The sequence below is a fragment of the Stygiolobus caldivivus genome (genome assembly GCF_019704315.1).
GTDB lineage: Archaea > Thermoproteota > Thermoprotei_A > Sulfolobales > Sulfolobaceae > Stygiolobus > Stygiolobus caldivivus.
In genome coordinates, this window is the sequence record NZ_AP024597.1 from 1,123,520 (window position 1) to 1,145,225 (window position 21,706).

Annotated in this window: 23 protein-coding genes and 3 pseudogenes; 12 read left to right on the top strand and 14 right to left on the bottom strand. The window is 43.7% G+C overall.

From position 1 onward, the window contains the following. Nucleotides 1–86: 86 nt before the first annotated feature. The 7 genes and pseudogenes from KN1_RS05545 to KN1_RS14690 all read right to left on the bottom strand — a co-directional run. Nucleotides 87–828: pseudogene (locus tag KN1_RS05545) on the bottom strand (IS1 family transposase); the annotation flags it as partial. 50 nt (nucleotides 829–878) lie between these two features. Beyond that, nucleotides 879–1,592 carry a hypothetical protein gene (locus tag KN1_RS05550; protein WP_221289867.1) on the bottom strand — a complete coding sequence of 238 codons (714 nt, stop codon included), beginning with the start codon at nucleotides 1,590–1,592 and terminating at the stop codon, nucleotides 879–881. After that, on the bottom strand, nucleotides 1,589–2,617 hold the full coding sequence (locus KN1_RS05555; protein WP_221289868.1) for a nitric oxide response protein: 1,029 nt from the start codon (nucleotides 2,615–2,617) through the stop codon (nucleotides 1,589–1,591). The genes KN1_RS05550 and KN1_RS05555 overlap by 4 nt, the downstream gene beginning before the upstream one ends. Before the next feature lie 503 nt (nucleotides 2,618–3,120). Then, nucleotides 3,121–3,735, bottom strand: a complete 615-nt coding sequence (locus KN1_RS05560; protein ID WP_221289869.1) for a helix-turn-helix domain-containing protein — start codon at nucleotides 3,733–3,735, stop codon at nucleotides 3,121–3,123. A gap of 5 nt (nucleotides 3,736–3,740) precedes the next feature. Continuing rightward, entirely contained in the window at nucleotides 3,741–4,094 is a 354-nt protein-coding gene (locus tag KN1_RS05565; protein ID WP_221289870.1) for a DUF488 domain-containing protein, read from the bottom strand. Between the two features lie 220 nt (nucleotides 4,095–4,314). After that, nucleotides 4,315–4,755, bottom strand: coding sequence for a hemerythrin domain-containing protein (locus KN1_RS05570; RefSeq protein WP_221289871.1), 441 nt, complete (start codon nucleotides 4,753–4,755; stop codon nucleotides 4,315–4,317). A 111-nt stretch (nucleotides 4,756–4,866) separates the two neighbouring features. After that, nucleotides 4,867–5,193: pseudogene (locus tag KN1_RS14690) on the bottom strand (4Fe-4S dicluster domain-containing protein). Nucleotides 5,194–5,297: 104 nt separating this feature from the next. On the opposite strand from KN1_RS14690, the gene KN1_RS05575 reads away from it, so the two are divergent. From KN1_RS05575 to KN1_RS05610, 7 genes are all read left to right on the top strand, one after another. Then, on the top strand, nucleotides 5,298–6,512 hold the full coding sequence (locus KN1_RS05575) for an AAA family ATPase (RefSeq protein WP_221289872.1): 1,215 nt from the start codon (nucleotides 5,298–5,300) through the stop codon (nucleotides 6,510–6,512). Beyond that, nucleotides 6,505–6,807 carry a hypothetical protein gene (locus tag KN1_RS05580; protein WP_221289873.1) on the top strand — a complete coding sequence of 101 codons (303 nt, stop codon included), beginning with the start codon at nucleotides 6,505–6,507 and terminating at the stop codon, nucleotides 6,805–6,807. Before KN1_RS05575 ends, KN1_RS05580 begins: the two co-directional genes overlap by 8 nt. Before the next feature lie 422 nt (nucleotides 6,808–7,229). Next, nucleotides 7,230–7,565: a YncE family protein gene (locus KN1_RS05585; RefSeq protein WP_221289874.1), complete on the top strand. Its 336-nt coding sequence runs from the start codon at nucleotides 7,230–7,232 to the stop codon at nucleotides 7,563–7,565. 246 nt (nucleotides 7,566–7,811) lie between these two features. After that, entirely contained in the window at nucleotides 7,812–9,044 is a 1,233-nt protein-coding gene (locus KN1_RS05590) for a spermine/spermidine synthase domain-containing protein (RefSeq protein WP_221289877.1), read from the top strand. 1,307 nt (nucleotides 9,045–10,351) lie between these two features. Next, nucleotides 10,352–10,483, top strand: coding sequence for a hypothetical protein (locus KN1_RS14940; protein ID WP_258712590.1), 132 nt, complete (start codon nucleotides 10,352–10,354; stop codon nucleotides 10,481–10,483). A gap of 517 nt (nucleotides 10,484–11,000) precedes the next feature. Further along, entirely contained in the window at nucleotides 11,001–11,243 is a 243-nt protein-coding gene (locus KN1_RS05605; RefSeq protein WP_221289879.1) for an AbrB/MazE/SpoVT family DNA-binding domain-containing protein, read from the top strand. Further along, the gene (locus tag KN1_RS05610) at nucleotides 11,227–11,631 is read left to right on the top strand and encodes a PIN domain-containing protein (RefSeq protein ID WP_221289882.1); all 405 of its coding nucleotides are present in this window, start codon (nucleotides 11,227–11,229) and stop codon (nucleotides 11,629–11,631) included. Before KN1_RS05605 ends, KN1_RS05610 begins: the two co-directional genes overlap by 17 nt. Nucleotides 11,632–12,151: 520 nt before the next feature. On the opposite strand, the gene KN1_RS05615 is transcribed toward KN1_RS05610, so the two are convergent. Beyond that, nucleotides 12,152–12,685 carry a PaREP1 family protein gene (locus KN1_RS05615; RefSeq protein WP_221289883.1) on the bottom strand — a complete coding sequence of 178 codons (534 nt, stop codon included), beginning with the start codon at nucleotides 12,683–12,685 and terminating at the stop codon, nucleotides 12,152–12,154. A gap of 666 nt (nucleotides 12,686–13,351) precedes the next feature. Here KN1_RS05615 and KN1_RS05620 point away from each other — a divergent pair. The 4 genes from KN1_RS05620 to KN1_RS05635 all read left to right on the top strand — a co-directional run bounded on the left by KN1_RS05620 (nucleotide 13,352) and on the right by KN1_RS05635 (nucleotide 16,205). Continuing rightward, a complete protein-coding gene (locus KN1_RS05620) occupies nucleotides 13,352–13,846 on the top strand; it encodes a hypothetical protein (protein WP_221289884.1) in 495 nt (164 codons plus the stop codon). A 571-nt stretch (nucleotides 13,847–14,417) separates the two neighbouring features. Continuing rightward, nucleotides 14,418–14,801, top strand: a complete 384-nt coding sequence (locus KN1_RS05625; RefSeq protein WP_221289885.1) for a HEPN domain-containing protein — start codon at nucleotides 14,418–14,420, stop codon at nucleotides 14,799–14,801. Further along, entirely contained in the window at nucleotides 14,798–15,184 is a 387-nt protein-coding gene (locus KN1_RS05630) for a nucleotidyltransferase domain-containing protein (RefSeq protein WP_221289886.1), read from the top strand. The genes KN1_RS05625 and KN1_RS05630 overlap by 4 nt, the downstream gene beginning before the upstream one ends. Nucleotides 15,185–15,668: 484 nt before the next feature. After that, on the top strand, nucleotides 15,669–16,205 hold the full coding sequence (locus KN1_RS05635) for a PaREP1 family protein (protein ID WP_221289887.1): 537 nt from the start codon (nucleotides 15,669–15,671) through the stop codon (nucleotides 16,203–16,205). Nucleotides 16,206–16,966: 761 nt separating this feature from the next. Here KN1_RS05635 and KN1_RS05640 read toward each other — a convergent pair. The 4 genes and pseudogenes from KN1_RS05640 to KN1_RS05650 all read right to left on the bottom strand — a co-directional run bounded on the left by KN1_RS05640 (nucleotide 16,967) and on the right by KN1_RS05650 (nucleotide 19,359). Further along, nucleotides 16,967–18,052, bottom strand: a complete 1,086-nt coding sequence (locus tag KN1_RS05640; RefSeq protein ID WP_221289888.1) for an MFS transporter — start codon at nucleotides 18,050–18,052, stop codon at nucleotides 16,967–16,969. Between the two features lie 179 nt (nucleotides 18,053–18,231). After that, nucleotides 18,232–18,435: pseudogene (locus KN1_RS14695) on the bottom strand (hypothetical protein); the annotation flags it as partial. A gap of 328 nt (nucleotides 18,436–18,763) precedes the next feature. Continuing rightward, on the bottom strand, nucleotides 18,764–19,141 hold the full coding sequence (locus KN1_RS05645) for a PIN domain-containing protein (RefSeq protein ID WP_221289889.1): 378 nt from the start codon (nucleotides 19,139–19,141) through the stop codon (nucleotides 18,764–18,766). Further along, nucleotides 19,120–19,359, bottom strand: a complete 240-nt coding sequence (locus tag KN1_RS05650; protein ID WP_221289890.1) for a VapB-type antitoxin — start codon at nucleotides 19,357–19,359, stop codon at nucleotides 19,120–19,122. The genes KN1_RS05645 and KN1_RS05650 overlap by 22 nt, the downstream gene beginning before the upstream one ends. Before the next feature lie 575 nt (nucleotides 19,360–19,934). Here KN1_RS05650 and KN1_RS05655 point away from each other — a divergent pair. Next, the gene (locus KN1_RS05655) at nucleotides 19,935–20,375 is read left to right on the top strand and encodes a hypothetical protein (RefSeq protein ID WP_221289892.1); all 441 of its coding nucleotides are present in this window, start codon (nucleotides 19,935–19,937) and stop codon (nucleotides 20,373–20,375) included. A gap of 411 nt (nucleotides 20,376–20,786) precedes the next feature. Here KN1_RS05655 and KN1_RS05660 read toward each other — a convergent pair whose 3' ends face one another. Beyond that, complete coding sequence (locus tag KN1_RS05660) at nucleotides 20,787–21,251, bottom strand: nucleotidyltransferase domain-containing protein (protein WP_221290571.1); 465 nt, start codon at nucleotides 21,249–21,251, stop codon at nucleotides 20,787–20,789. After that, nucleotides 21,238–21,666, bottom strand: a complete 429-nt coding sequence (locus KN1_RS05665) for a HEPN domain-containing protein (protein WP_221289894.1) — start codon at nucleotides 21,664–21,666, stop codon at nucleotides 21,238–21,240. The genes KN1_RS05660 and KN1_RS05665 overlap by 14 nt, the downstream gene beginning before the upstream one ends. Between the last annotated feature and the right edge of the window lie 40 nt (nucleotides 21,667–21,706).

Below are 21,706 nucleotides of genomic sequence, written 5' to 3' on the forward strand. Positions count from 1 at the left end.
AGCATTGCTAGGACGAAGATGAAGAAGCGGAAGACCCAACGGGAGTGTTCTCAAACAGTCATGAAATTCGATAAGTGTTTGTAATATTATATCAGTTTACTCCTAATATACTGTACGCCCTCCAAGTAAGCCCCGTTTAACGGAGTCTTCTCCCTTGAATAAACTACCGGGTACATGACATTCAACAAGGCAAGGCTATACTCGACTATCTACACACCCTTGTTAACAGCCCTCGTGTCCCTTGTCGACCTAGCCAGGTGGGCCCTACAGTAAGAATGATAACTCTCCACAGTATAAGTGTACCTCTTACCCACTACGTGGTCGTACTCGGTAAACCGAGTGACCATCAGTGTAGTATACCCTACTCTCGGGTAGGGGGTCCCATAGGTAGCTGAAAGCCCTAAAACCCCTATCACCCGTGATAGAGGAGGGCACACCTGCTAACGTGTTCCATACCCGCAAGTCCTCCCTCTTTCGCCCACGCTTGGCCCCCACGTAAGTCCAACTCTCGTCAAGTACTGTGGTTTTTGCCGTGAAATCCTCCAGTCGTTCTTGTAAGAGTAGTAGGTAAGCATACGCTTCTACCCCTTTCCTCCTTATGAGGCTGTGTATTGTAGTTAACGGTTTTCTTTCGACTGCTGTCTCCCTCATGCTCACCCAGTCCGTGTACTCTTTCAATACCCTCTCCTTTTGCTCTTTACCCACCTTGTGGTTAGTAGCCTGGTAGGACGTCTTCCCGCGGGTTTTGTACTTGTGTTTTCCCTCTAGCTGATCGTCCTTTACTACTCTGTTTGACTTGCAAGAGGGGTACGGTGGTCTTTCTTGGCGGGGACTGACGTTCACCTTTGGTTCCTGACAGAATATAGTTTGTGTAACTATTAACGTAACAGGCTTACCGAAACGAAATAAGATATAGCTAGTATTGCTAGAAAAGCCATGTCCTTCCTCGAGCCCTTTCTACCTAATTCCTTAATCTCCTTAGGGGACTTTAACTTCTCCCCTGGCTTTAAATACCTTATCGTAGGCTCAATTAGGGTTAAGAACAGTAGGGGAGTCCTCATACCTATGAACAACATTAACAGTAGCGAGGTGAGCCAACTGACTTGTACAACCCTCTTGTCCAATTTCCTGAAAGGTATTTTATACTCGACGTAAATTGCACCGTTAAAGATGTAAAGTAACCAATAGAGGGACGGGATGAGGAACAGCGGGTTATTTACAAACGTCCCCCAGACCATTGATAACGAGGCCTCAAACGCAGTGCCCACCACGTTTCCCCACATCGTTAATTTAGTGAAGTAAAGTAGGAAGGTGAGGACTAGGAGTGAGGCCGGTATTAAGATATAAATGTTTGGTTTCATAAAGACGTATGGCAAGAGTGCAGGTATAATGAGGACGACGTCTTTATATCCCAGCTTTAGCGACATGACCCTAGGTTGCACGTACTCCATTACAGGTAAAGTGTAAGCTATTATCGGTACCAGTACTAGAGCCCTCAGTGCGTCGACTTTCACGAAAGGTATAAGGGAGACTACGTAAGAGGCTACTCCCAGAAAGTAAAGTGCGTGGTTCCTAACCCTACTCTTACTCATTTAAACATCACCTGCCTTAAGGTAAGTAGGAAGAAGGAAAGGATCCCTATTCCTTGTAATGGAGCAGACAGCAAGAAAACCGGTGAGGAGACGCCAAAATCGTAAAGTAGCCTCATCACTAACCCGGTGTTAAGTAAGAAAAACGGGATATATGACGGCCTTACGGAGACCCTCTTCTGGAAGGCGTTGATGAACAAGTCCATTAAGACTACGTCGACACCGAAGACCGTGTTGAAGAGGAAGCCCACTGCAATTGAGTGGATGAAAACGTCGTAGTTTGAAATGAAGACTGAACCGAGCAGGAAGTAAATCCACGCCGTCACCAAGTGTATTATAGGGTACTTCCTCCCTTTCGCTTTATAGAGCCCCGAGGCGTGGAATGAGAGCGCCCAAGCTAGGAGCATTAAGGCACCTTGCTCGAACCCCACCCCTAAGACTAGAAATATGAAGGCTAAAACGTTCTCCCAGCCGGATACCCTAACTCTTGTAACTAGCGATACGTCCCTGGTCATTACTGCAAATACCATACTTGTCGGGAACAGTAGGTTCAAGTACGGGATTGTGTATCCTAACCCGATCTGGGTTGAGAGGACGAAGATTGTGGCTATCAGCGAGTAGAAAAGTAACCAGTTATATACTGTCGGTTCAAGTCCCAACCTCGACCTTTCTAAGTACACGCGAGAGTAATAGAGTAAAATTGCCATTGCGATGAGGACAAAGACGAGCCCCAGTTCTTGATTATAGAAAAACGAGGTTACCCCTAGGACTAGGAGTACTAAATAAAACCCTATTAAACCGTTACTCGCAATTTTTCCGCTCCATTCCGCACTTAAGGCTACTAAAACCTCATTTCCTATTAGTGAGCCAAAGAAGCCGTATATCATTATAAACCAGTGTGCTGGGAATATGTTACTCGTCGGGTCAATGGGGAATCCTTGCATTTCCATGAACTCAAATACTGCTGGTATACCTCCAAGTAATAGGAGGGCTATCCCCGAAACCATTAAGAGTAACGGCATCCTCATATGTATTAAACTCGAATAAAGAGGTTTAATATAGTACACCTAAAGTATTAGGGAGTCCGACCTCATACCGAAGGTCTTGTTCACAAGTCTGTGGTTTACCGCTCTCGGCATCGCGACCGCCACATACCCTCAGTAAGCTGACCGGACGTCCGGTCTCTCGTCAAAAAGAAGCCTCTTTATTCTTGGCTCTGGTGTACACAATGATGCACAGCTAGATGCGAGGACACACCTACCACCGTCTGCCCGAGGCCTGTAAGCGTGGTTTTTACAAATTAAGCTTCCCGCTCTTACATAAAGAAGTTGACGAGAACCGTTTTGAAGGGGTTTAGCTTCATAGGGATTTCATAACGTTTCGTATCAACCCTCAGCCCTTGGACTCCATCAGAGTCACGGGGCATTGCCCCACTCATCCCCTCCGCCCCTTTGGCGGGATAACCCACACCCGCGGGATATCAAGGACGTGGGCGTAAATCCATTCAGTCATTATAATGTCCTTGAAGGGTTTACCCTACTTTGTCCAAGTAGTATTTGACTACTTTTCTCAGTGCTTTTCGTAATATTTCCTCTAAAGTTGGTGGTGAAATATTCAACTTATTAGCGAGTTCGGTTAAAGTTATACCCCTCTCGTCGTCAAAGTAACCCAGCTTATAAGCCAATTTTAATATCTCCATCTGCCTCTCAGTCAATTCGTTACTGCTTATCTCGTCGGTGTTTATTACTGTGACCTTAATCCCTTGGTTAGTGAGCTTTGACAGAAAATCCTTTAACGATTGAGTGTTAGGGACTAACAAGGTGTATAGCAAAGTCTTCTCTTTCACTACTTTTATCTTCTCTATCACTACATCTGAAGTATAAAGTACTCTACACACTGCACACCCGTTAGTCCTGACCCATATCTTGCTGTCTGTCAGCCTTAATACTTTAACGTTAGATGACTTGAGCTTAAACGCGTCCTCGTTCTTGACCTTCGACTCGAATAGGAGCACGTGGTCGGTCACACTTTCCCTTAATTTAACGTTCTCTACACTCGCCTTAAGCCCCATTACGGTTATGAGCTTCATTACCTCGCAAGGGTGATCTTCAATCAACATCGTGACTCTAAAAGGTAACTTGGGCATACAGACTACTCGTCATCTCGGTTTAATATTTTATCTATAAATTCCTTTAGGGCAACCGCGTTATTGTAAGGGGACTTAGAGGCGTAAAGTAACGTTACGTCCTCACCCTTCTTGATCAACTGCAATAAAATATCTAGCTTGGGGTTCTTGCTGAGCTCCTCGAAATACCTCCTCTTGAACTCCTCCCACTTGTCGGGGTCGTGGCCGAACCACGTCCTTAATTCTTCACTAGGGGCTATGTCTTTAAGCCAAACGTCAACTTTGTCCTTTTTAATGCCCCTCGGCCATAACCTATCTACTAATATCCTGACCCCGTCGCCCTTTTCTACCGGATCGTAAACCCTCTTTACTTTTATCATGAGTTTTAATCCCCTCTTCATGTAATAAAACTAAAACACCTAATAGGTAAGGTCTCATCTACAGTTTTTTATAGTAGTCAAGGATGGAGTTAAAGGTAATGACCTATCCGTACCGGTTATAAGTAGGTTAACCCATGCGACTACCCTAATTTAGTCCACGTTTGGTTGTGGTCGTATTTACTATGCGCTATAATTCAATACTCGGAAAAACTCACTGTGTTCATTCAATATACAAGTCGTATTCGCTCAACCCAGTAAATTCGGAATACCCCTCAAATTTTTTCATATCGTTTATGATGTCCTTTAAAATTTCACGTCCCAGTTGGTTGGGAAATATTTTCTCTTCGTTAAGGTTGTGGTCGATGACTATACGGATATACCTTTCAGCCCAATCCCTCCTCCTTTCTTTTAACACCGAGCCCCCGTATTTTTCGATGAGTAGGTGGTCGTTAGATAGGGGTTTAACGTTTATCCCCATCTTCTCCAAGACCGGGAACACGTATTTATCCTCTATTTTCGCGTGCCAGTTGACGATAAAGTAGTGAGTAGTCCTCAGCATCTCCCAGCCAGTCTCTGAACTTAAGCAGTCCTTAATTACCTGAAACCTAACTCTGAGGACTGCATGCTCGAATTTGAGTAATGAGATAGGGTCGGTTATCATAACAGAAACTAGAAACTTTCGGAAATATTAATAATAAATCTTTCGCCTCATAATATGCAGATGCAAAATATAGTTTAAAATAAATTTAGATATAAAAAGGTAGAGTTGCTTTTATGGCGGTTTTACGTCAATCGCTGCTACTAGGCATTCGTTTAGACTAGCCATGCAGAATATACAAGCTCGCTCTTTCTCCGGGTCAGCCTTCTTTTCTGATGCCGGCTGATCTGGTGTGTCATACTATTGGGACACGTTTACGGGACATGTGTTAATGCATGGTCCGTCTGTGATACACGTATCGAAGTCGACACAAACTACTGTACCGTGTATCCCTAACTTTCCGGGGTGGGACCCACCGGATCATATATTTTATCCGGCATGTTCACTGACGATATGCCTATTCGTCCCGTAATTGGGGTATAATACTCGTCTTTTCTTCACTGAAAATGAGAGTACTACAAGTACTTAAAGAGGAAGTGAGTTATGAACTCCGTAGTCGGTGGGCTATATACATTTTTTTTACCTTGCCTAACGTTATAATTAATATGAGAGTCGCGATAGAGAACTTCGGCCCTATAAGGAGTGCAAACTTTGAGTTATGTGATACTACGATAGTTATTGGCCCTAACGCTTCTGGTAAATCCTTCATCTCCACCCTCCTTTATTCAGTCCTTAGGGCCGTATCACCTTCCATAAGAGAGATACGTGGAGGTTATGAGGTCGAGCCGGAAGCAAAACTGAGTTCATATCTTAAAGCCATAAATGAGGCATTATCGGAAGACTTAAAGGGTTGGTTGGAAATACTTTTCGGCGTAAAATATAAAGAGCTTATCTCGTACGACAGTAAAGAGGCCAAGGTATCTTTTACTAGCCCAATAGGGGGTCTAGAGATAAAGATGAGTGAAAAATTCGAGGCTAAAATAGTGTTAAACAAGGACTTTAAAGTGGTAACTAACGTCATTGAAATGGATAACTTTCCCGCTAACCGACTCAAGATTAGTTCTGAGATCGATATAGAGAATGAGGAAATCGAAGTAAATGTGTATACTAGAAAAAAGTCGGAGATGTCAGATATAAGTACTGGGTCAGTTTTATCAGAGTTAGTTAATTATCTAGGTGAGTTATTATTTGGGGACTATATCCCAGTAGTCATGCTACCTACTGAAAGGAACTTGGTCGTAGTTAATTTGTTAAGCTACTTGAACGCTAGTGTTTTGTCAAACACGGCCTCTGACAAGCCGGTAATTAGGTATTTTATCGGAGACTTACTGTTCGAGATGGAAATGTTGAGGGGTAAGGAATTTTCTCTAAAAATGGGTCATATAGACTTAAGGTATAAGGTCTTGGAGCCTTTCGTCCTTGAGATTTACGAAAAAGGGCATAAAGTGCCCGTTTCACTCCTCTCTTCCGGGTATTCACAAGTTATCCCCATTGACATTATGGCAAGCGAAAGTGAGTTTATAATGATAGAGGAACCCGAGCTTAACCTTCACGCAGGGGCACAGAGAGATATGGCGGACTACCTCAGCAACTTGGTACAGAGAGGCAAGAAGCTCTTTCTCACTACGCACAGTGACATATTTACCGTTCAGATGGCTGTAAACCACGTAAGGAATGGTAAGGACAAACCTTTCAAGATATACTTGCTCAATAACGGGACTATGGAAGAGGTTGAGTATACGGAAAAGGGTGACGTAGAGTCAATACCTACTATTACAGATGTGATAAGGGAACAGATAAAGGAGATTTACGGTGAATAAGTTGGAGGAATTTGCGTGTTTAGATTACGACAAAGCGTGTGAGGGTAATATGCCCAAGGCTGACAGCATATGCTTTCATATACATGACTGCAATAAAGTAACTGTATACGTAGTTGAGAGGAAAGAGAGGTTAGACCCGAGTTCAGGTAAGTTTGATGACGCAGTATCTCAAGTCGAGAATACTACACACACTTTATCTAACCTCTGCAGTAGTGTGGAGTGTAAAAAAGTACTCGTATGCGAGTATATTACAGCCCTTAACGTCAGAAAGGAAAAGTTTGCCTCATATAATTGAATACAAAAAGATCAAATCGAAAGGGAGCCTGAGCATAGTTGAGAGGATATCGAAATACGTGTTTGAGAACAAACGGTAAAGGAGTACGTATATACGTCAAAGGGGATATGAAACGCTAGTCTGAGGAAAGCCTTCATAAACACCGTATTTTACCGATAATTTACTTTGTCAGGGGTCAAAGGGCAACGCCCACCTCTTACTTAACAGATTTTTTAACCTTACGCTAATGGTGCCGTTGCCCTTTATTAACTGATCAGGTATTATATCCCCATGTCCTAAACAAATTTATATATTTTTAAAATTACGGAAATAAACAAAGATAAAGCCTTACCTGGGGGGACGTAATAAGCCTAATAGCGTCCCTCATAATCCTAGTCGGGCTCATAATACTCGACATAAAAGGGGCCAGATACGCACTTTCAATGCCCTTTTTGGCCATAATGTGGGCTGTCGGGATTTTAGCTATACCTCCCTTCATTTCCTACCACAAGTCGCGACTGGGGAAGCCTTTTCTCATGGACTACTTCGCTGTTTCCGCGATAGTGACAACGCTTTTAGGCCTTGTCTTGGCTTCACTAGGGGATAAAGGTATGGCCTCTGTTATTAACACCCCAACGAATCAGGTGGTAGCTAATACAGCGGGGGGCGGGGTTAAGGCACCTTTCGGTATTACCTATGACTCCTATGATAGTTATGTGTACGTGGCGAACTTATGCTCTGGATATCTGTTATTAACCCCTCAATTGACAAAGTTATAGGGAGCTTAGCGATAGGTACCGTGTCATGCGGAATCACCTTTGACCCCATAACGGCTACTTATATTTGACTAACCCTTATTCTAATACAGTCAGCGTTATTGGAGCGACGAAAGTTACTGTTATCCACGGAGGAGACAGTCAGCGTATTGTAATTCGGGGGTCAACTGAACCGAACTCGCTCTCTGACACCGTAATACTTTAAAGTAACAAGGTAAAGCTTTTTAAAGAAGAAATAGGTAAGATCTTATGGCTTGCGATCATGTGAAATTGGTAGACACTGTATACGGACGTTCACTTTACATTAACGATGTAGAAAAGTTCGCGGAAAAGGACGAGTACGTCTATTATGAATCGCTAGTGCACCCAGTCATGGACTTAACGGGCCCGAAGACAGTCTTAATAGTCAACGGCGGTGACGGTATGGCATTAAAGGAAGTGCTGAAGTGGGAAAGTATAGAAAAGGTATATATAGTGGAGCCCGACCAGTGCGTCCTCGAGTTAGGGAAGGGCGTGTTGTCATACCTGAACAATTCCTCCATTTCAGACCCGAGAGTAGAAGTAGTGGTAGACGACCCTACAAAGTTCCTCTCAAAGGAGGGGCCTAAGTTCGACGTAATAATAGTGGACTACGGGAGTACTAATTTAAACAAGGAGTTCTACAAGACCGCTGTGTACACGGCCAAAAAGGCCTTAGTGGTCGCGGGAGATGACCGCGCACTGAGAGGGGTTTTACAACCTATAACCGATCAGGAATCAAATAAAGTACGGAACTACAATTACATGATCACTTACTTCGCTGACGTCCCGAGTAAGGGGAAGGTCAACTTCACATTGGTCTCGAAGGAGGGCTTCCACGGGTTCAGGAGTCTACCCCGCGACTTGTGGTTCGTGGACGAAAACTTCATAAGGTCTATAGCCTGGTGCTTACCTAAACACGGGGAACCGGTTATGATGCCGGGAGAGAACGTTATAGAGTCCTTCCACGTCATGGTCCGTATCGAAGGGTTGAACACCGTGACTAGGGGTACCCTTTATATAACTAATAAGAGGATTATATATGAGGACTTTGCGGCTTGTAGGAGTATCTACCCGGAGAAGCTGGAAATAATACAGAGCGGGTCTATAATAGGGCTCATCTTTACCTTACTGTTCCCACTCGGGATCCCGTTAGCCTTAGTGTTAGCCTTTCACGCCTTCTACGCACTGATCGGCGTGGGTTTAGTCTTTGCCCCCGTTACTGCAGTAGGCGTCTTCCTTTACTCTTTAGGCTCGGGCTTGTTTACAGTGATCAACGACACCGTAAAAGTGTCTGATAACTCGCTTAAAATCTACAAAGCTATAGTTTACAACTTTAACGTCAACGTAAAGTACCCTACAAAAAAGACTTTTAATATAAAACTTATAGCCAATATAACCCTCATAGCCCTCTTAGCGGTCTTCGTTATTTCCGTGGTCTTGGTCCTCCTCGGGTTAGCGTAATTTACTCTGCGAGGGAGAGCTATTGCCTTTTCGTCAACGACCCTTTCAGCTGGAGAGAACGATTTAAAACTACAAAACCTTATCTCTTTGAGGGTGGTAATAGCAACCTCTCATCCACAATTTCACAATGGTACGCTCTCTTCCTATTCTCCCAGCTCTCCTTTATAATCTCCCCGGTTTACGGCGTGACCGTGTTTGCTAAAGGTTTTTTCGGCAGGGTTGTAGGTAGCCTCGTCTCCGGTCATGTAGGTGACGAAGTAGAGAGAGGGGTGTCACTGTTCCTAACCTCCCTTATTTTAGACCTCTCCCATGGGGTGTCCTCAAACAGTCACGAAATCCGATAATTTCTTGAATATTATACCAGCTTGTTTCCTAATGTTCTCTACCCCCTTCATGAGTTTCACGGGCCCTTTGTGGATTGTAATTATCTCCCTTAAATTAATACAATTAGCGGGCAAATAATGCGTACACAAAGGTTATTCCGTATAAACTAAATTATGTACCCTCACTTAACGCTTTTACACATACTACGTATTAATATCGCTGAGTGTATATTTAGTGTGATGACCTCACTATACTTAGACAAATGGTAACCATAATGATCCCGTGGAAAAACTTGGTTCACATCAGGAATAGATTTTTATGAATACAGTGATATTTTTACAAATACTTATCGAATTTGATGGCTGTTTGAGGGCACTCCCGCTATAGTTGCCTCCCTATCGTGTAAAGCCCGTTCCCGGGTCTAGGTGCTAAACAAGTGACTATGTGTAAACCTTGTCTTTCCGGATCCTTCAGTTTTTAGGCCTTGAATTGATAAATTACATCCGAAATCAAGGGCTAATTTGAAAGTAGGGTGGGGTCGGCTCTAATAAAAAATTGGACAAGTTGGGTAAAGATTTTTACCTATGAATTCCCACTTATAAGTATAGAGGTAAAGTTTGCCGACTCGAAAGGTAGGGTTTACTTAGGTAAATAATATGCTAATAAAAAGGTTTACATCGTCGACTTAGGCGGAGTTATAGTCTTAACTCCATATACTGCATTTGCTGAAGGGTTAGGAAAAATGAAGAGCCCAGAGGACTTAATAGAATTTCTCAAGTCAATATCGCCAAAGGAGGTAAAGGACGCGTTTGGGGGGCTGTATGGATGGAGATGAAGTCATAACAAGTGCTAGTGCATTTACACCGAAATAGAGTAGAAAAGGGAAAGTTAGTGTAGTAACACTAATAGAAATCACGGAATGGTCTCTTAGAAACTACAACGAGTATAGTAAAAAAGGTGAGGGGGCTAGGGCTTTAGGTTATTTGAACCTTATAGTATCACTTCCGACTACAGTAGACGAAGTAATTAAGATAAAAGGGGATGAGATAAAAGACTTGGTTTATTACGTCGTAGAAAAAAGTTTGGGACATGTAGACGCTTACCTCGCAGTTTAAGGGGCTTAAGACGCCCATAGTCACGAGAGATAAGGGTTTCGAAAGGGTTAAGGACGAAATGAAAACCATAGACCCGTGACACAAAAAACCTCCTGCTGGGCTAACTATAGGGAGCCCAGTCCGAAATCACGGACTCCCATTAATTTATAAAATATCCTGAGAGGGGATAAGCGTATATGACGATGTTACTACTCGCCTTCATGGGCTCATCTTCATAAAAAGGTTATTGTTAAACCCGTGTGCATTAGGCTGGGGACAGCGTTTATGTACTTACTACCCATAATGGGGCACCTTAGAACCCCCTAAAGTCCCCAGATCCTCGGCGGTTTTTATACGGCAGAGTGGTACGGTATTATAGCCCTTGTACCTCCTACCGTTTTCGCAAGTGGAATAGGCACCATGATGTATAACTGCTGTTCACACTTTGTATAATTCTATACCAAGTTGACTAAATTGCCTTCCACGACTTACGTGGCGTGTAAGAATATTTTTATATTAGTCTTACTCATTTCAAATTATGAAGACTAAAATACGTGTCGGTAAGAAGCTCACAATCCATATCCCCAAGGCTGTAGCTGAAGAACTCAGCATCAAGGAAGGCGACGTCTTATCCTTAAACGTCAAGGGTAATAAGATAATTTTAGAGCACAACGACGCTATACTGCTTTCATTAAAGGGTAAGAAGTTCGCCAAGGTCACAATAGACGAGGTAGAAAAGATAAGCGAAGAGGAACAGGGTAAGTATGAGGATCCTTATTGATACTAGTTTTATACTCCCACCCCTGGGCATAGACGTAGGCGAAAGAGTACTGGACCTCATAAGGGAGTTTTATGGACATGAGGTCTACTTTACGGAGCTGTCCTTACTTGAAGCGATGTGGGTGCTCAAGAGGCTGGTAAAACAAGGGGTCAGAGTGGACTTCAGTACAGTTAGAGCCGGGTTGAAAAGCATAAATAAGACTTATCACCCGCTGAAAATACCCGCAAGGGCTTATATAAACGCCCTGAACGATAAGAGACATAATGACCTCATAGACCTAGTCCTTTACTATACAGCAAAAGCCTACGGCCTTAAGCTACTCTCTTTAGACGAAAAGTTAAAAGAGATCGATAAGGACGGGGTTATTATACAAAGCCTAAGTAAATAAACGTCGTTATACCTTGGGGCCTCTCCCTCCCACCAGTAGGCTTTACACTGATAGAAAACACGTGGGCGGTGTCTAATTAATATCAGGCCCCTCAAAGCCTTTATTATGATAGTTCGTGGCTGAGGCCTAATCACGTTTTAGTAAGACCCTTAACGTCGACACGTTTTCACCAACCGGAGAGGTTGTTACATAATTTACGGTAGGGGTCGGGTTCCCTTAAGTGTTTAACTTCGAAGTATAGTGCTCAGGTAAGCGTCCAAGTTAATGTCTACTGTCAACTCCCCATAAACGTGCAGATTCATGAGGACCCGGAGAACTTAGGGGAAACCTAGATAGGAAAGCCCCAGAAGTGATAACGACCACGACAAACACTAAATACATTGGTAGTATAAGAAGCAGGAAGTAAACACGTATTAGAAACGCACGCCTTGTACGTTATATAGAAAGGTTTAAAATGTTTACTACAAAATTTCTCAATTTTGTTTTACCTGATTTAATGACAAGAAAATTTAAAACGAGTTTAAACCTCATTCAATTTCCTCTTTATCTTCTCTAAAAGTTCCTTTTCTTCATCATTAAGTTTCATCGAACTTATTAACTCAACTTCAGCCCTCATCAACTCCTTCATAGAGGTCATAGCCTCATCCCTAGTGTGGAAAGGGCTTATATCTTCGTCGAGGCCGTTATATGCGTATCTATATACCCCTAACATTGCAGTAGTAAGTGTAACAAGCCCTTTAAAGCCAAGGTCTTCAAGGCCTTTAGATATACCTACTAACCCGGTCGTGGGTGCTGAATAACCTATCCTCAAATACCACTTTATTTCTTCCTCTTTCCCTTCTTTCCTCTTCTTTTCAATTATCTTATTAAAATTAGAGACTACAATTGAGCTTAATAACGCTTTCCATGAGAGGAATAACTTGCTCGCAGAGTTCCTGCTATACCCCTCTTTAAGCATTTCAATACTCAAGTAAAGTTCCTGCAAGGACTCGAGCAACCTCAGCCCGGAATACTTATCCGGTTCCTTAATGAATTTAGGTAACTGAGACTCCATAATTTACATTTAGTCAACGTGTTAATAAGTGTTGCCAGGTCTCCAACTTCCGGCTCCGGGTTTTGCTAGTTCGGTGGCTATAATACAGCTTTTGGACATTACAATAGAACTTATTATGACCAATGCGTTAATTGTCGTAGTTCTACCTTACAAAAGGTCGAAAGCTTCGCCCCTTAGGGCTGTGAGAGAGTCGGTTTAGTACTCTACCGCTTTTTCCTTTGTCACTTATAAACCCGACCACCTACAGCCCTTCTTTTCCACGTCTCCCTTAAGCCTTCGGGTAGTCCGCTCCTTCCCATCGCGAATGTCAGCCCAAATACCGGCACAGTTCATGGTAACACCCTTTCGACCATTTTTTACCGACCTTATCATAACACCAGAAAAGTCCCACCCTCCCTTATTCTCGTGACTAGGAGCTTATACGCCCCTCCCGAAACCGTGATAGCCCTTACCGTGTTTAAACTAATGTTTTTTATTTCGTAAGGGGTCAAAGGGCTATGCCCGCCTCTTTTTTTAACCTTACGCTAGAGGTACCGTTGCCCTTTATTAACTGAACGGGTACAACACGTCGTCGTCTAGTTTTGACCTCACGGACTACACAAGCCCACGAGTCCCTGGTTTTTCGACGGGGAAAACTATTTCACGGCCTGGCACAACACTAACTTAATGAATGTCAGGTTACCTAAAAGGGTCGTTTACTCAGACAACACTTCTGAGGTTTTAGCTAAGGACTATGTAAAAGCTGAGGGGAATTTGAGGCTTTTCACTAAAGACGTCCAAAAGTTTTTGAGGGACTTGAAAAGTAGAGGCTTTAAAGAGACAGCCCTAGAAATTAGGAAGGGGGAGAGCTACTCCCTGACTAAGAGGATAGGGGTCTGGGAAGTACATGTCAGGATATACCCCGACGGGTTTGTGGACCCCCACCTCGAAGTGAGTAGGGAGTATTTCCAACACCTGAATTCCCCTTCAGTCTCATTCGCTTACGAACTCATGTTGATGTTCCCTTACTTAGAGCTATACAACCACGGTAAAAGGGTCGTGAGAGTAGAAGGTGTTTATGAGGAAAAATTGTCCCCACCATCGCACCTAGTCCCATGGAAACCGGTGACTATTCCGTGTGTGGCCTACCTCATACTTAAGGTGGTCCAAAGAGCCTATTAATTCTCAAATTTTAATACTGTTATTTTACTCAGTTGGGTGGGAACGTGAGCGACCCTGTACTAAAGGGCAATTCCCCCGTCATATACGAAAGGGGTACGTGCTTTAAATTAGGAGCACTGTCCTTTACAAACTGACCGAGTGAAAGCTAGTCCCGGTTCAGGACACGGTGAAGTTAACGGACTCACTCGACGTCTAGATGAGGTCGTGTTGATCTCTAAAGCCGCAAGGAGTATAAAACCGTAGAGTAGTACGCCTTGGTGTAGGGCGAGCACATCATAGCAATGATGAGGATAGGGGCACCTCAGGGGCTCGACTGATCGGTAAATTATAAGGACTAGCAGAGTGAGATTTTCAATGCCGCTTGAAAATAAAAGTTATACCTAGTTATACAACGTACAAACGGGTCTCCAAAGTCCCTCAGTACGTCAGGGAGGATCACGTTGCCCTTTAAAATTTCGGAGGTATAATAAGCGTTAGCAGTGAAGAAAGAAAAAATAGCAAATGCTTACCCGTGACCGTACAAGTAAGTCCCTTCGTAAACCTTTTTATCACTTTATGCTAACTTACTAATATGAGTAGTTACGACGAGGTAAACAGGCTGCTGAGGAGGGCTGAGAAATTTAGGAAAGATGCAATTAGTTCTTGTAGTGAAGGTTATTATGATATCGCTTGCTTCTATGCAGAACAAGCTGTACAGCTCAGGATTAAGGCGTACATGTTAAAAAACTTAGGGTTCATGCCGAGGGTCCACGACGTTAGGGACTTACTTTCAACTATATATAAATATACGAATGATGAGAGGGTGAGGGAGTTCGTAAATAGGAATAGGAGTAGCCTTAAAGACCTCGAAGAGGGGTACACTGAAACGAGGTACGGCACCACGGAATACACTGAGGAGGACGCCAAGGAGTGTTTAAATATAATGGAAGAGTTGTTTAATTTAGTCGTGGTATGAACCTTGAACCTTACATAGAGTTCGTTAAAGAGAAGATGGAAATCCTCTCAAGTTTCCCCCGCATGTCCCCCCTGATATATCAGGCGGTCAAAAAGGCCCTTGAGGTCTACGACGTCAAAGGTGAGGTATATTTCTTCGGTTCAATAATAGAGGGGAAGTTTACGGTGGCGAGTGACATCGACGTCGCGGTCTTAGTAGATAAAATACCGGAAAAAAGGAAGGAGGTCGTCCACAAAGTGTTCGAAATTCTGGAAAGTAATGGGTTACCTTGGTGGTTTCCGTTAGAAATCCACTTCTTCACCCCCTCACTGTTTGAAGCATTTAAGAAGGGAGGTGCCAATTTCGTTAAAGCAGAGGATTACCTTAAAAATAACACGCAGTGAGTCGTATTTTCTACACAGGTCGAGTTGACGTGAACCCCCTGTCCTTAACATTACTAGGCCCCCTCGTTATGTTGGGCAACAAAGGAGTTAAGACTTAACAGTCGATGGCAAATTCGAAGTAGCCACACACTACTGTACGGACTGGCAGACCGTGCAGGGGTCAATACCAATAACGCGATAGGATTGGCGCCTATCCTCGGGACTAATTATCTAAATTTAAAGGGAGACGACGGGCTCATACAGTACGTGTCCTCCGAGGTCGACGACTACGTCTCAAAACTGTTGTCCTCCCCCACGTCAATGAGACTGTGGACTATGGACAAGTCGCGATCAAGCCCGTCGTACCGATGGCCGTCTGTCCGTTGCCTTACGTGGTGTGAACGTGACGTACCACTTGGAGCTGAGGTCTAGAGCCCCCGTGTAAACCCTGACTGAGCGAACACTACATCAAGTATTTATTAAGAAGTTCAGAGAGGTAGTAGTTATGGAAAAGGACCTTTATATTGTTGACCGAGATTATGTCGAGGCCAGGCTAATTGAGAGTTTATCGGACCTATTTCTTTCCCTTACTTTATGGAAGGAAGGATATACTAGGAACTCTGCAGGGAAGGCTTTCAGCGCAGTGAGGGCGTTGCTCAGTGCCCTAATAGTCGTTAATGAAGACAAACTGCTGAACTTAGCAAAAGACGATAAGGAAAAAGAGTGGGTTAAGAAAAAAGCCCATACAGTCCCTACACATAGCATGTACGCCTTAGCACATATGCTAAAAGAGGCTGGGATTAACGTCCTGGACCTAGTCAACTATGCGTTAAACCTCCATGAATACCAGTATAACGGTTTTGAGCCCGGGTTTAGTAGGTACAGTAGGAGGGAGGACGTACTAAAGGACTTGCTCACGGTGGTAATGGGGACAAAAAGGGCTATTAACACGTATTTTCCGGAGTTTGAGGTAAAAGAGGTCTCAGAGAAAATTGATTCACTGCTTAACCAGTTTATGATGTCGGGAAACTATAGGGGCTAAACACCCGGACGAACAAAGGAATGGGTGCAAGTTAGTTGACTCCGGGTAAGGGGACCATAAGGGCAAATGGCCTCCTTTACAATACACAGTAAAGAAAGTTTTATTTTTATAGTTGTGTAGTAACATGTGTTAATAACGAGGTAAGTTTACTGCCGTCCTGCACGGCCTCACCCCCCGGCGAAGACCTAACTTTTCCGGCCCCAAAACCCAATAAGTTAAAGAGGTTGTTAACCTTTTGTGTTTTTATTTTTACAAATATAGTATCAATATAGAAATAATATTATATGTATAGACATCAATAGTGAGGGAACTCGTCCGAGGCCTCCCACGTGCCCTTTGTAGACTGTAATTTTCTCCACGAAATCGGTGCAATTCAGTATACGAAATGATATGGTGTACGTGGGGTTACCCTGAGCATCCGTGTCATGACCTCCCTTGTTATACGCTTTACACACAGTATGTACCATGTTGTCAAGTGTATATTTAATGTGATAATTTGCATTACAGATAAGGAGTCATAAAAGGGCCGTGAAAGACACCCTTCTTTCAGTTATTTTGGCCTAAGTTAAAAAGCCCCTTGGAGCTCTCAACACACCCTATTATAAAAGTCACGTCATGTTACTCCTTTTACAGTTTAGACTTTGGGACAGCTGTTGGGGGAATGGAATTATCTATAAATAGAATTACTATGTCATTTAGCTCTCTAAGGCTTAGCACATTTTAACCCTTGTGTAGGGTGTGTGTTGGGGACAGAAAAGCGTCTAATTCACCCTTCTGGTTATGACCAGCAACCCTATCAAGTTTCCTAAAGACTGTAATATAAAAGGCAAGTACGGGTTAACGTCAAAAAGGGACCCGACTATAAGGTCACTCGGCAAGGACAGTACCCCGGATATTAGCAAAAACACGCTGTATGCTGTGACGTAATTACTCTTATTAATTTGGTAAAACAACGCTTGCGAAGAGGGTATGGACATCGACGAGGTCAAAGACCAAAAGAGGAACGCTATTATCGAGGACACCCCGCGGGAGACCGAAAATAACAGCATCGACACAGAACCTATGACCACGGCTAGGGTAAAGACCCTCATGACACCTAAACGGTCTGCTAAATGCCCGAAGTAGAACGCCAGCGAGTTCTCCCCTAAAACCCTAATAGAGTAAAGGAGCCCGACCTCACTTAACGTCAGCCCGATGACCTGTTGGGAAAAGATAGGGACGATGAAAGAGTCGACCGTGACTAATAAAGAGAAAAGGGTAAACACAATAGCCGAAAATACCGAAGAGAAGTTCATAGAGGGTGTTTCCTCTACCTTTTTCTCGTCTAGGACTAACGCCCTGGTTACAGTGGCTATAAAAGTCGTCACTGATGTGGCGAGTATTAAAAGCCTGTCAACTCCCGTTATTGCGCCTAACAGTGGAGAAAATACCGCAGGTAGACCGGCAATCGTCATGAACCAGCCCATGTTCGTGGCTTGTTTGTCCCCCTTCATTATCAAGTACTGCCTTGAGGTGTTTGAGAGCGGGTGGCCTACCCCTAAATCTATTATAAAGCCCGAGGGTGTGAATAGCGGGGAGAAGGTGTATATCATGAGGGCTGAGACCGACCTGATGACCCCTCCTAAAACTAACCCCTCCTTCGGGCCGAGCTTAAGTATCATTTTCCTCGCTATGAGGGAGAAAGCGGAGGAAAGCAACGTAGCTACGCCGTAAAACGTCCCTATTGTGACCGGGGAAAACCCGAGTTGCTTAAAGATGAGGGGCAAAAAGAATACCCACGACGCGGTGAAGAAAGTAGGTATCGCGGAGGTAAGGCCTAAGACCAGCGTGGTCCTTGAAGGTAGCATGACATTATTTAGTCCTGAGCGGTTATAAACCTTGAAGGGGTCTGAGATTCCCGGAATGAGTTTGTATAGGACTCTCACTCCTTAGGCTCTACCGAATTCGTGGGGGACAAATTAGGTGTTGTGGTTTAAGTAAAGTAGTATACACGATACTAGAGGAGCTTTCTGACCTCCTCCCTGTCCTAAAGGGCGAGGGTTCCCCTAGGGCGGATCATAGGTTTGCGGTTCACCGCCTTCATCTTCATCACTTCATTGCTGGTGGAGTTTACCTACCCCGCTCCATTCGTCCAGTGGTAGACCACAGGCTGGGCCTTCAGCCCGTTACCCCTATCCCTCACCAATAGTTGACCCCTACTCTTGATCCTTAGGGACTCAGGGATATGTAGTCCTGTGCGGGACACTCATTTTTGCTATGCCCACAAGGTGGGCTTCCCCGCACTTTATTAACAGTTTTAAGCTAAGATTAAAAAGCATTACCCCGCCCTAAAGGGCGAGACTTTCCTACCCTTTGTCAAAAGACCTTTATATTTCATGCTTATCAGGAAAAACTCCTTTAATTCTCTTACTACGGTCTGTAATGGTAAGTAGCATTAAACGTCGGAGAGGGATGGCCCCGAAAAACTGAAAGGGACTACCTAAGTTACAGTGGGGTTTGCACACAACGTCATTAAAGGTCTTATATCAGGCGTCCTTGCCACTATTGGACCGTTTATTTCATGGGTCTATAATTTCTATCTGGTCCTTAACCCTTTCAAAGTCTTTATCTGTAGTAACTAAGGGCATCTTAAATTTCTTACTTAAAACTACGAGGTAAGCGTCGGCGGGGTCTAAGTCCTTTTCTACTACAAAATATACTAAGTCCCTTATTTCGTCACTTTTTACCTCCACTACCTCGTCTACGGTTAACGGAAGTGAGGTTATAAGGTTGAGGTAACCTAGAGCCCTCAGTTTCTCTCCTTTTTTACTGTATTCCATGTATTTTTTTAATGCCCAGTCTATAAATTCTATTAGCGTTATTACGCTCACTTTCCCTTTCCTAGTCTTCTTGGATATAAACGCGCTCGTATCTATTAAGATTTCGTCTTTTCCCAAACCGCTTCCCTAAACGCTTCCTTTAGCTCTTTTGGTGATATTGACCTAAGGAACTCCGTCAATTCTTCCATGTCCTTCACCCTCTCTAGTTCCTCCGCAAATGCGGTATATGGAGTCAGGACTATAACTCCACCTAGGTCTACTACATAGACCTGCTTATTGGCATACCACTTACCTAGGTAGACTCTCCCCTTTGAGTCCGCTGTCTTAACTTCCATAGGTATTAGTGGGAACACATAGATTTAAACCTTTCCCACCCTCAGGCTGGGTAGCTTTCTCAAAATGTTTAAGTGAATACGTTTTCTCTGGATCGGCGTGCTATTGAACTTTGTTGGGTCCCAAAAAAGAGCCCCTCACAGATTGCTTTATAAATGCGTCCGCTTTACATGGGAGTACCCCCCTGTTAATTGACCGAGTATAAGCACTTTACAAAGGGTTTGGGGGTCCTCGAGTATTAAACGCAAAATATAGCGACCACGTTATTGTTTGGAGTAATACGTTCTACTGTAACTTTTTTTTTAAAAAATCTGAACTGATATCGGTAGACCGGACAGTTGGGCCCTCAATAGTAGCCATCATATAATATATTTCTAGATCCTAGTTGTGAAAAGAGGCCGTACTGGGTTTTCAAACAAGCAGAATACTCAGGCCTGAGGCTTTCCCTCTATTACCAAGGCTTTGTACGTGTTTTTCTATTCAGAATGAGCGGAAAGGGGTTTGTCCTGTTTTCAAATTAAAGAAAAATAATCAAGAAAAGTAAAGCTTATAAATGTATTATATTCTATTTATATCCATGCAATTAGAACCCGGAGAACAAGTAATTTGGAGTGAATTTCCTATGAGCAGATACAGAAGGAATGCCACAATAGGGCTCTCCATCCTCGGCGTAATATTCCTGCTAACGGTAATCTTCGCCTTTTTAGGTGTGATGTTCATAGTTATAGGTTTAGTAATGTACTTCCTGCTGAGGTCTGCTAACCAATACGTGGTCACCAACAGGAGGGCAATGCACCTTAAGTTCGGAAAAGTAGTAAGGGAAGTCCCCCTTAATACGCCTAACCTCCAAGTGTCCCTCGTAAACCCGCAGTACATCGAGACCAGGTTAGCAGGACAGCACGTCGTACAAGACGTGATATTCCTACAGAACGGTATGGAGTTACTGAGGTTCAGTAAGGTACATAAAGGAGACGAGTTGATAGCGAGACTGAGGAGCATGGGTTTCGTGTCGGCATGACTTTCTGCGGAAAGTAGATGAGGGCCTTCTATAAGTAAAGTCCTTATTTTCATACTGTCGATAAGCCAGTAGGTCTTTTTTACCACCCGTCCGCTTACCCACCCGCCTATACTTACCGCCCTCACAGTCCCCACATATTTCATAACAGTACACTACGTATTATTGCCACCTTGGGTTAAGGGCCTCGTTTGCAAGCGTAAGCCCTTATTGAGACGTAAGTCCAGATTATTCACGGTTAAAGGCGAGGCTCGCGTTCATATCATCGAAAAACCGCGAACATAAATTACCCTAAACACTTAAGCCTATGTTTGTACCCTATTTTATGTTAAATGTTTGAGGACTAGGAGCTCAGGCCATGAATTGTGTAATGGTAATAACTAATTAGCAAAAAAAGTGTCAGACATAGTGGTTTTACGTTACCTGTTTATCGTAATGTCCGCTATCACTCCCCCTTAACGATCCTCGGCTTATACATTTCCTTATCGTCCTACCTACTATAAACCTCCCGTAGGGCAGGATTAACACCGCGTTGTACTTCCTAACTTCACCCGCAAACTCTTCCAGCTTCCTGAAAGCGTTTATCTTATCGTATGTTATACAGTACGCGATGGAGACCCCCATCATGACCGTCCCGAGTGTTAAGTTGTCTTCGAACTCTGTTTCGTCCATTACCGTGGTGTCGAGCACTACGCCAGTCTCCTTCAAGAAGGAAATCCTCTCTCTCGAAAAGTCCTTCTTACCGCCTTTCCTGACCACTACGATGACGTCTACGTCCGAGTCGTCCCTATACTTACCTATGACCCTACTACCGAAAAAGATTATGGCCAAGACGTCGTCGTTTAATAACATCCTCGTAGCCAAGCTAAATAACTCCATATTTTCGGAGGAAAGACTCAGCAACCTTGAGCACCTCCTCTGAGTACTCTATTCCCTTTTTACACATCTCCTCCGTCACCACCTCCTCCGGTGTCTTCACGTCAAAGCCGTTCAGGACCGGGTACCTTGATGTAGTCCATGCCCCGGATAGGTAGTCTAAAGCTTCTAAGACCTTGTCAAGGTCATTTCCCAGCTCTTGTAAGTGGGCTGATGCCTCGGCTATTACGTCGTGTTCCTCCTTATACACTAATTTTACTTCGAGCATAGCTATAACGCCCTTCTCTACCGACTGTTGGGAATAGAAGAAACACTCAGGGTAGTCCTTAGCCTCATAGGCTTGTCTAGCCCTCTGGTGGTCCTTAACGGCGACTGAGTAAAAGGCCTTGGCAAACTCTCTGTATTTCCTTGGTATCATCCCCTAGATAATTATGAATGGATATAAAAAAGGTTAATGA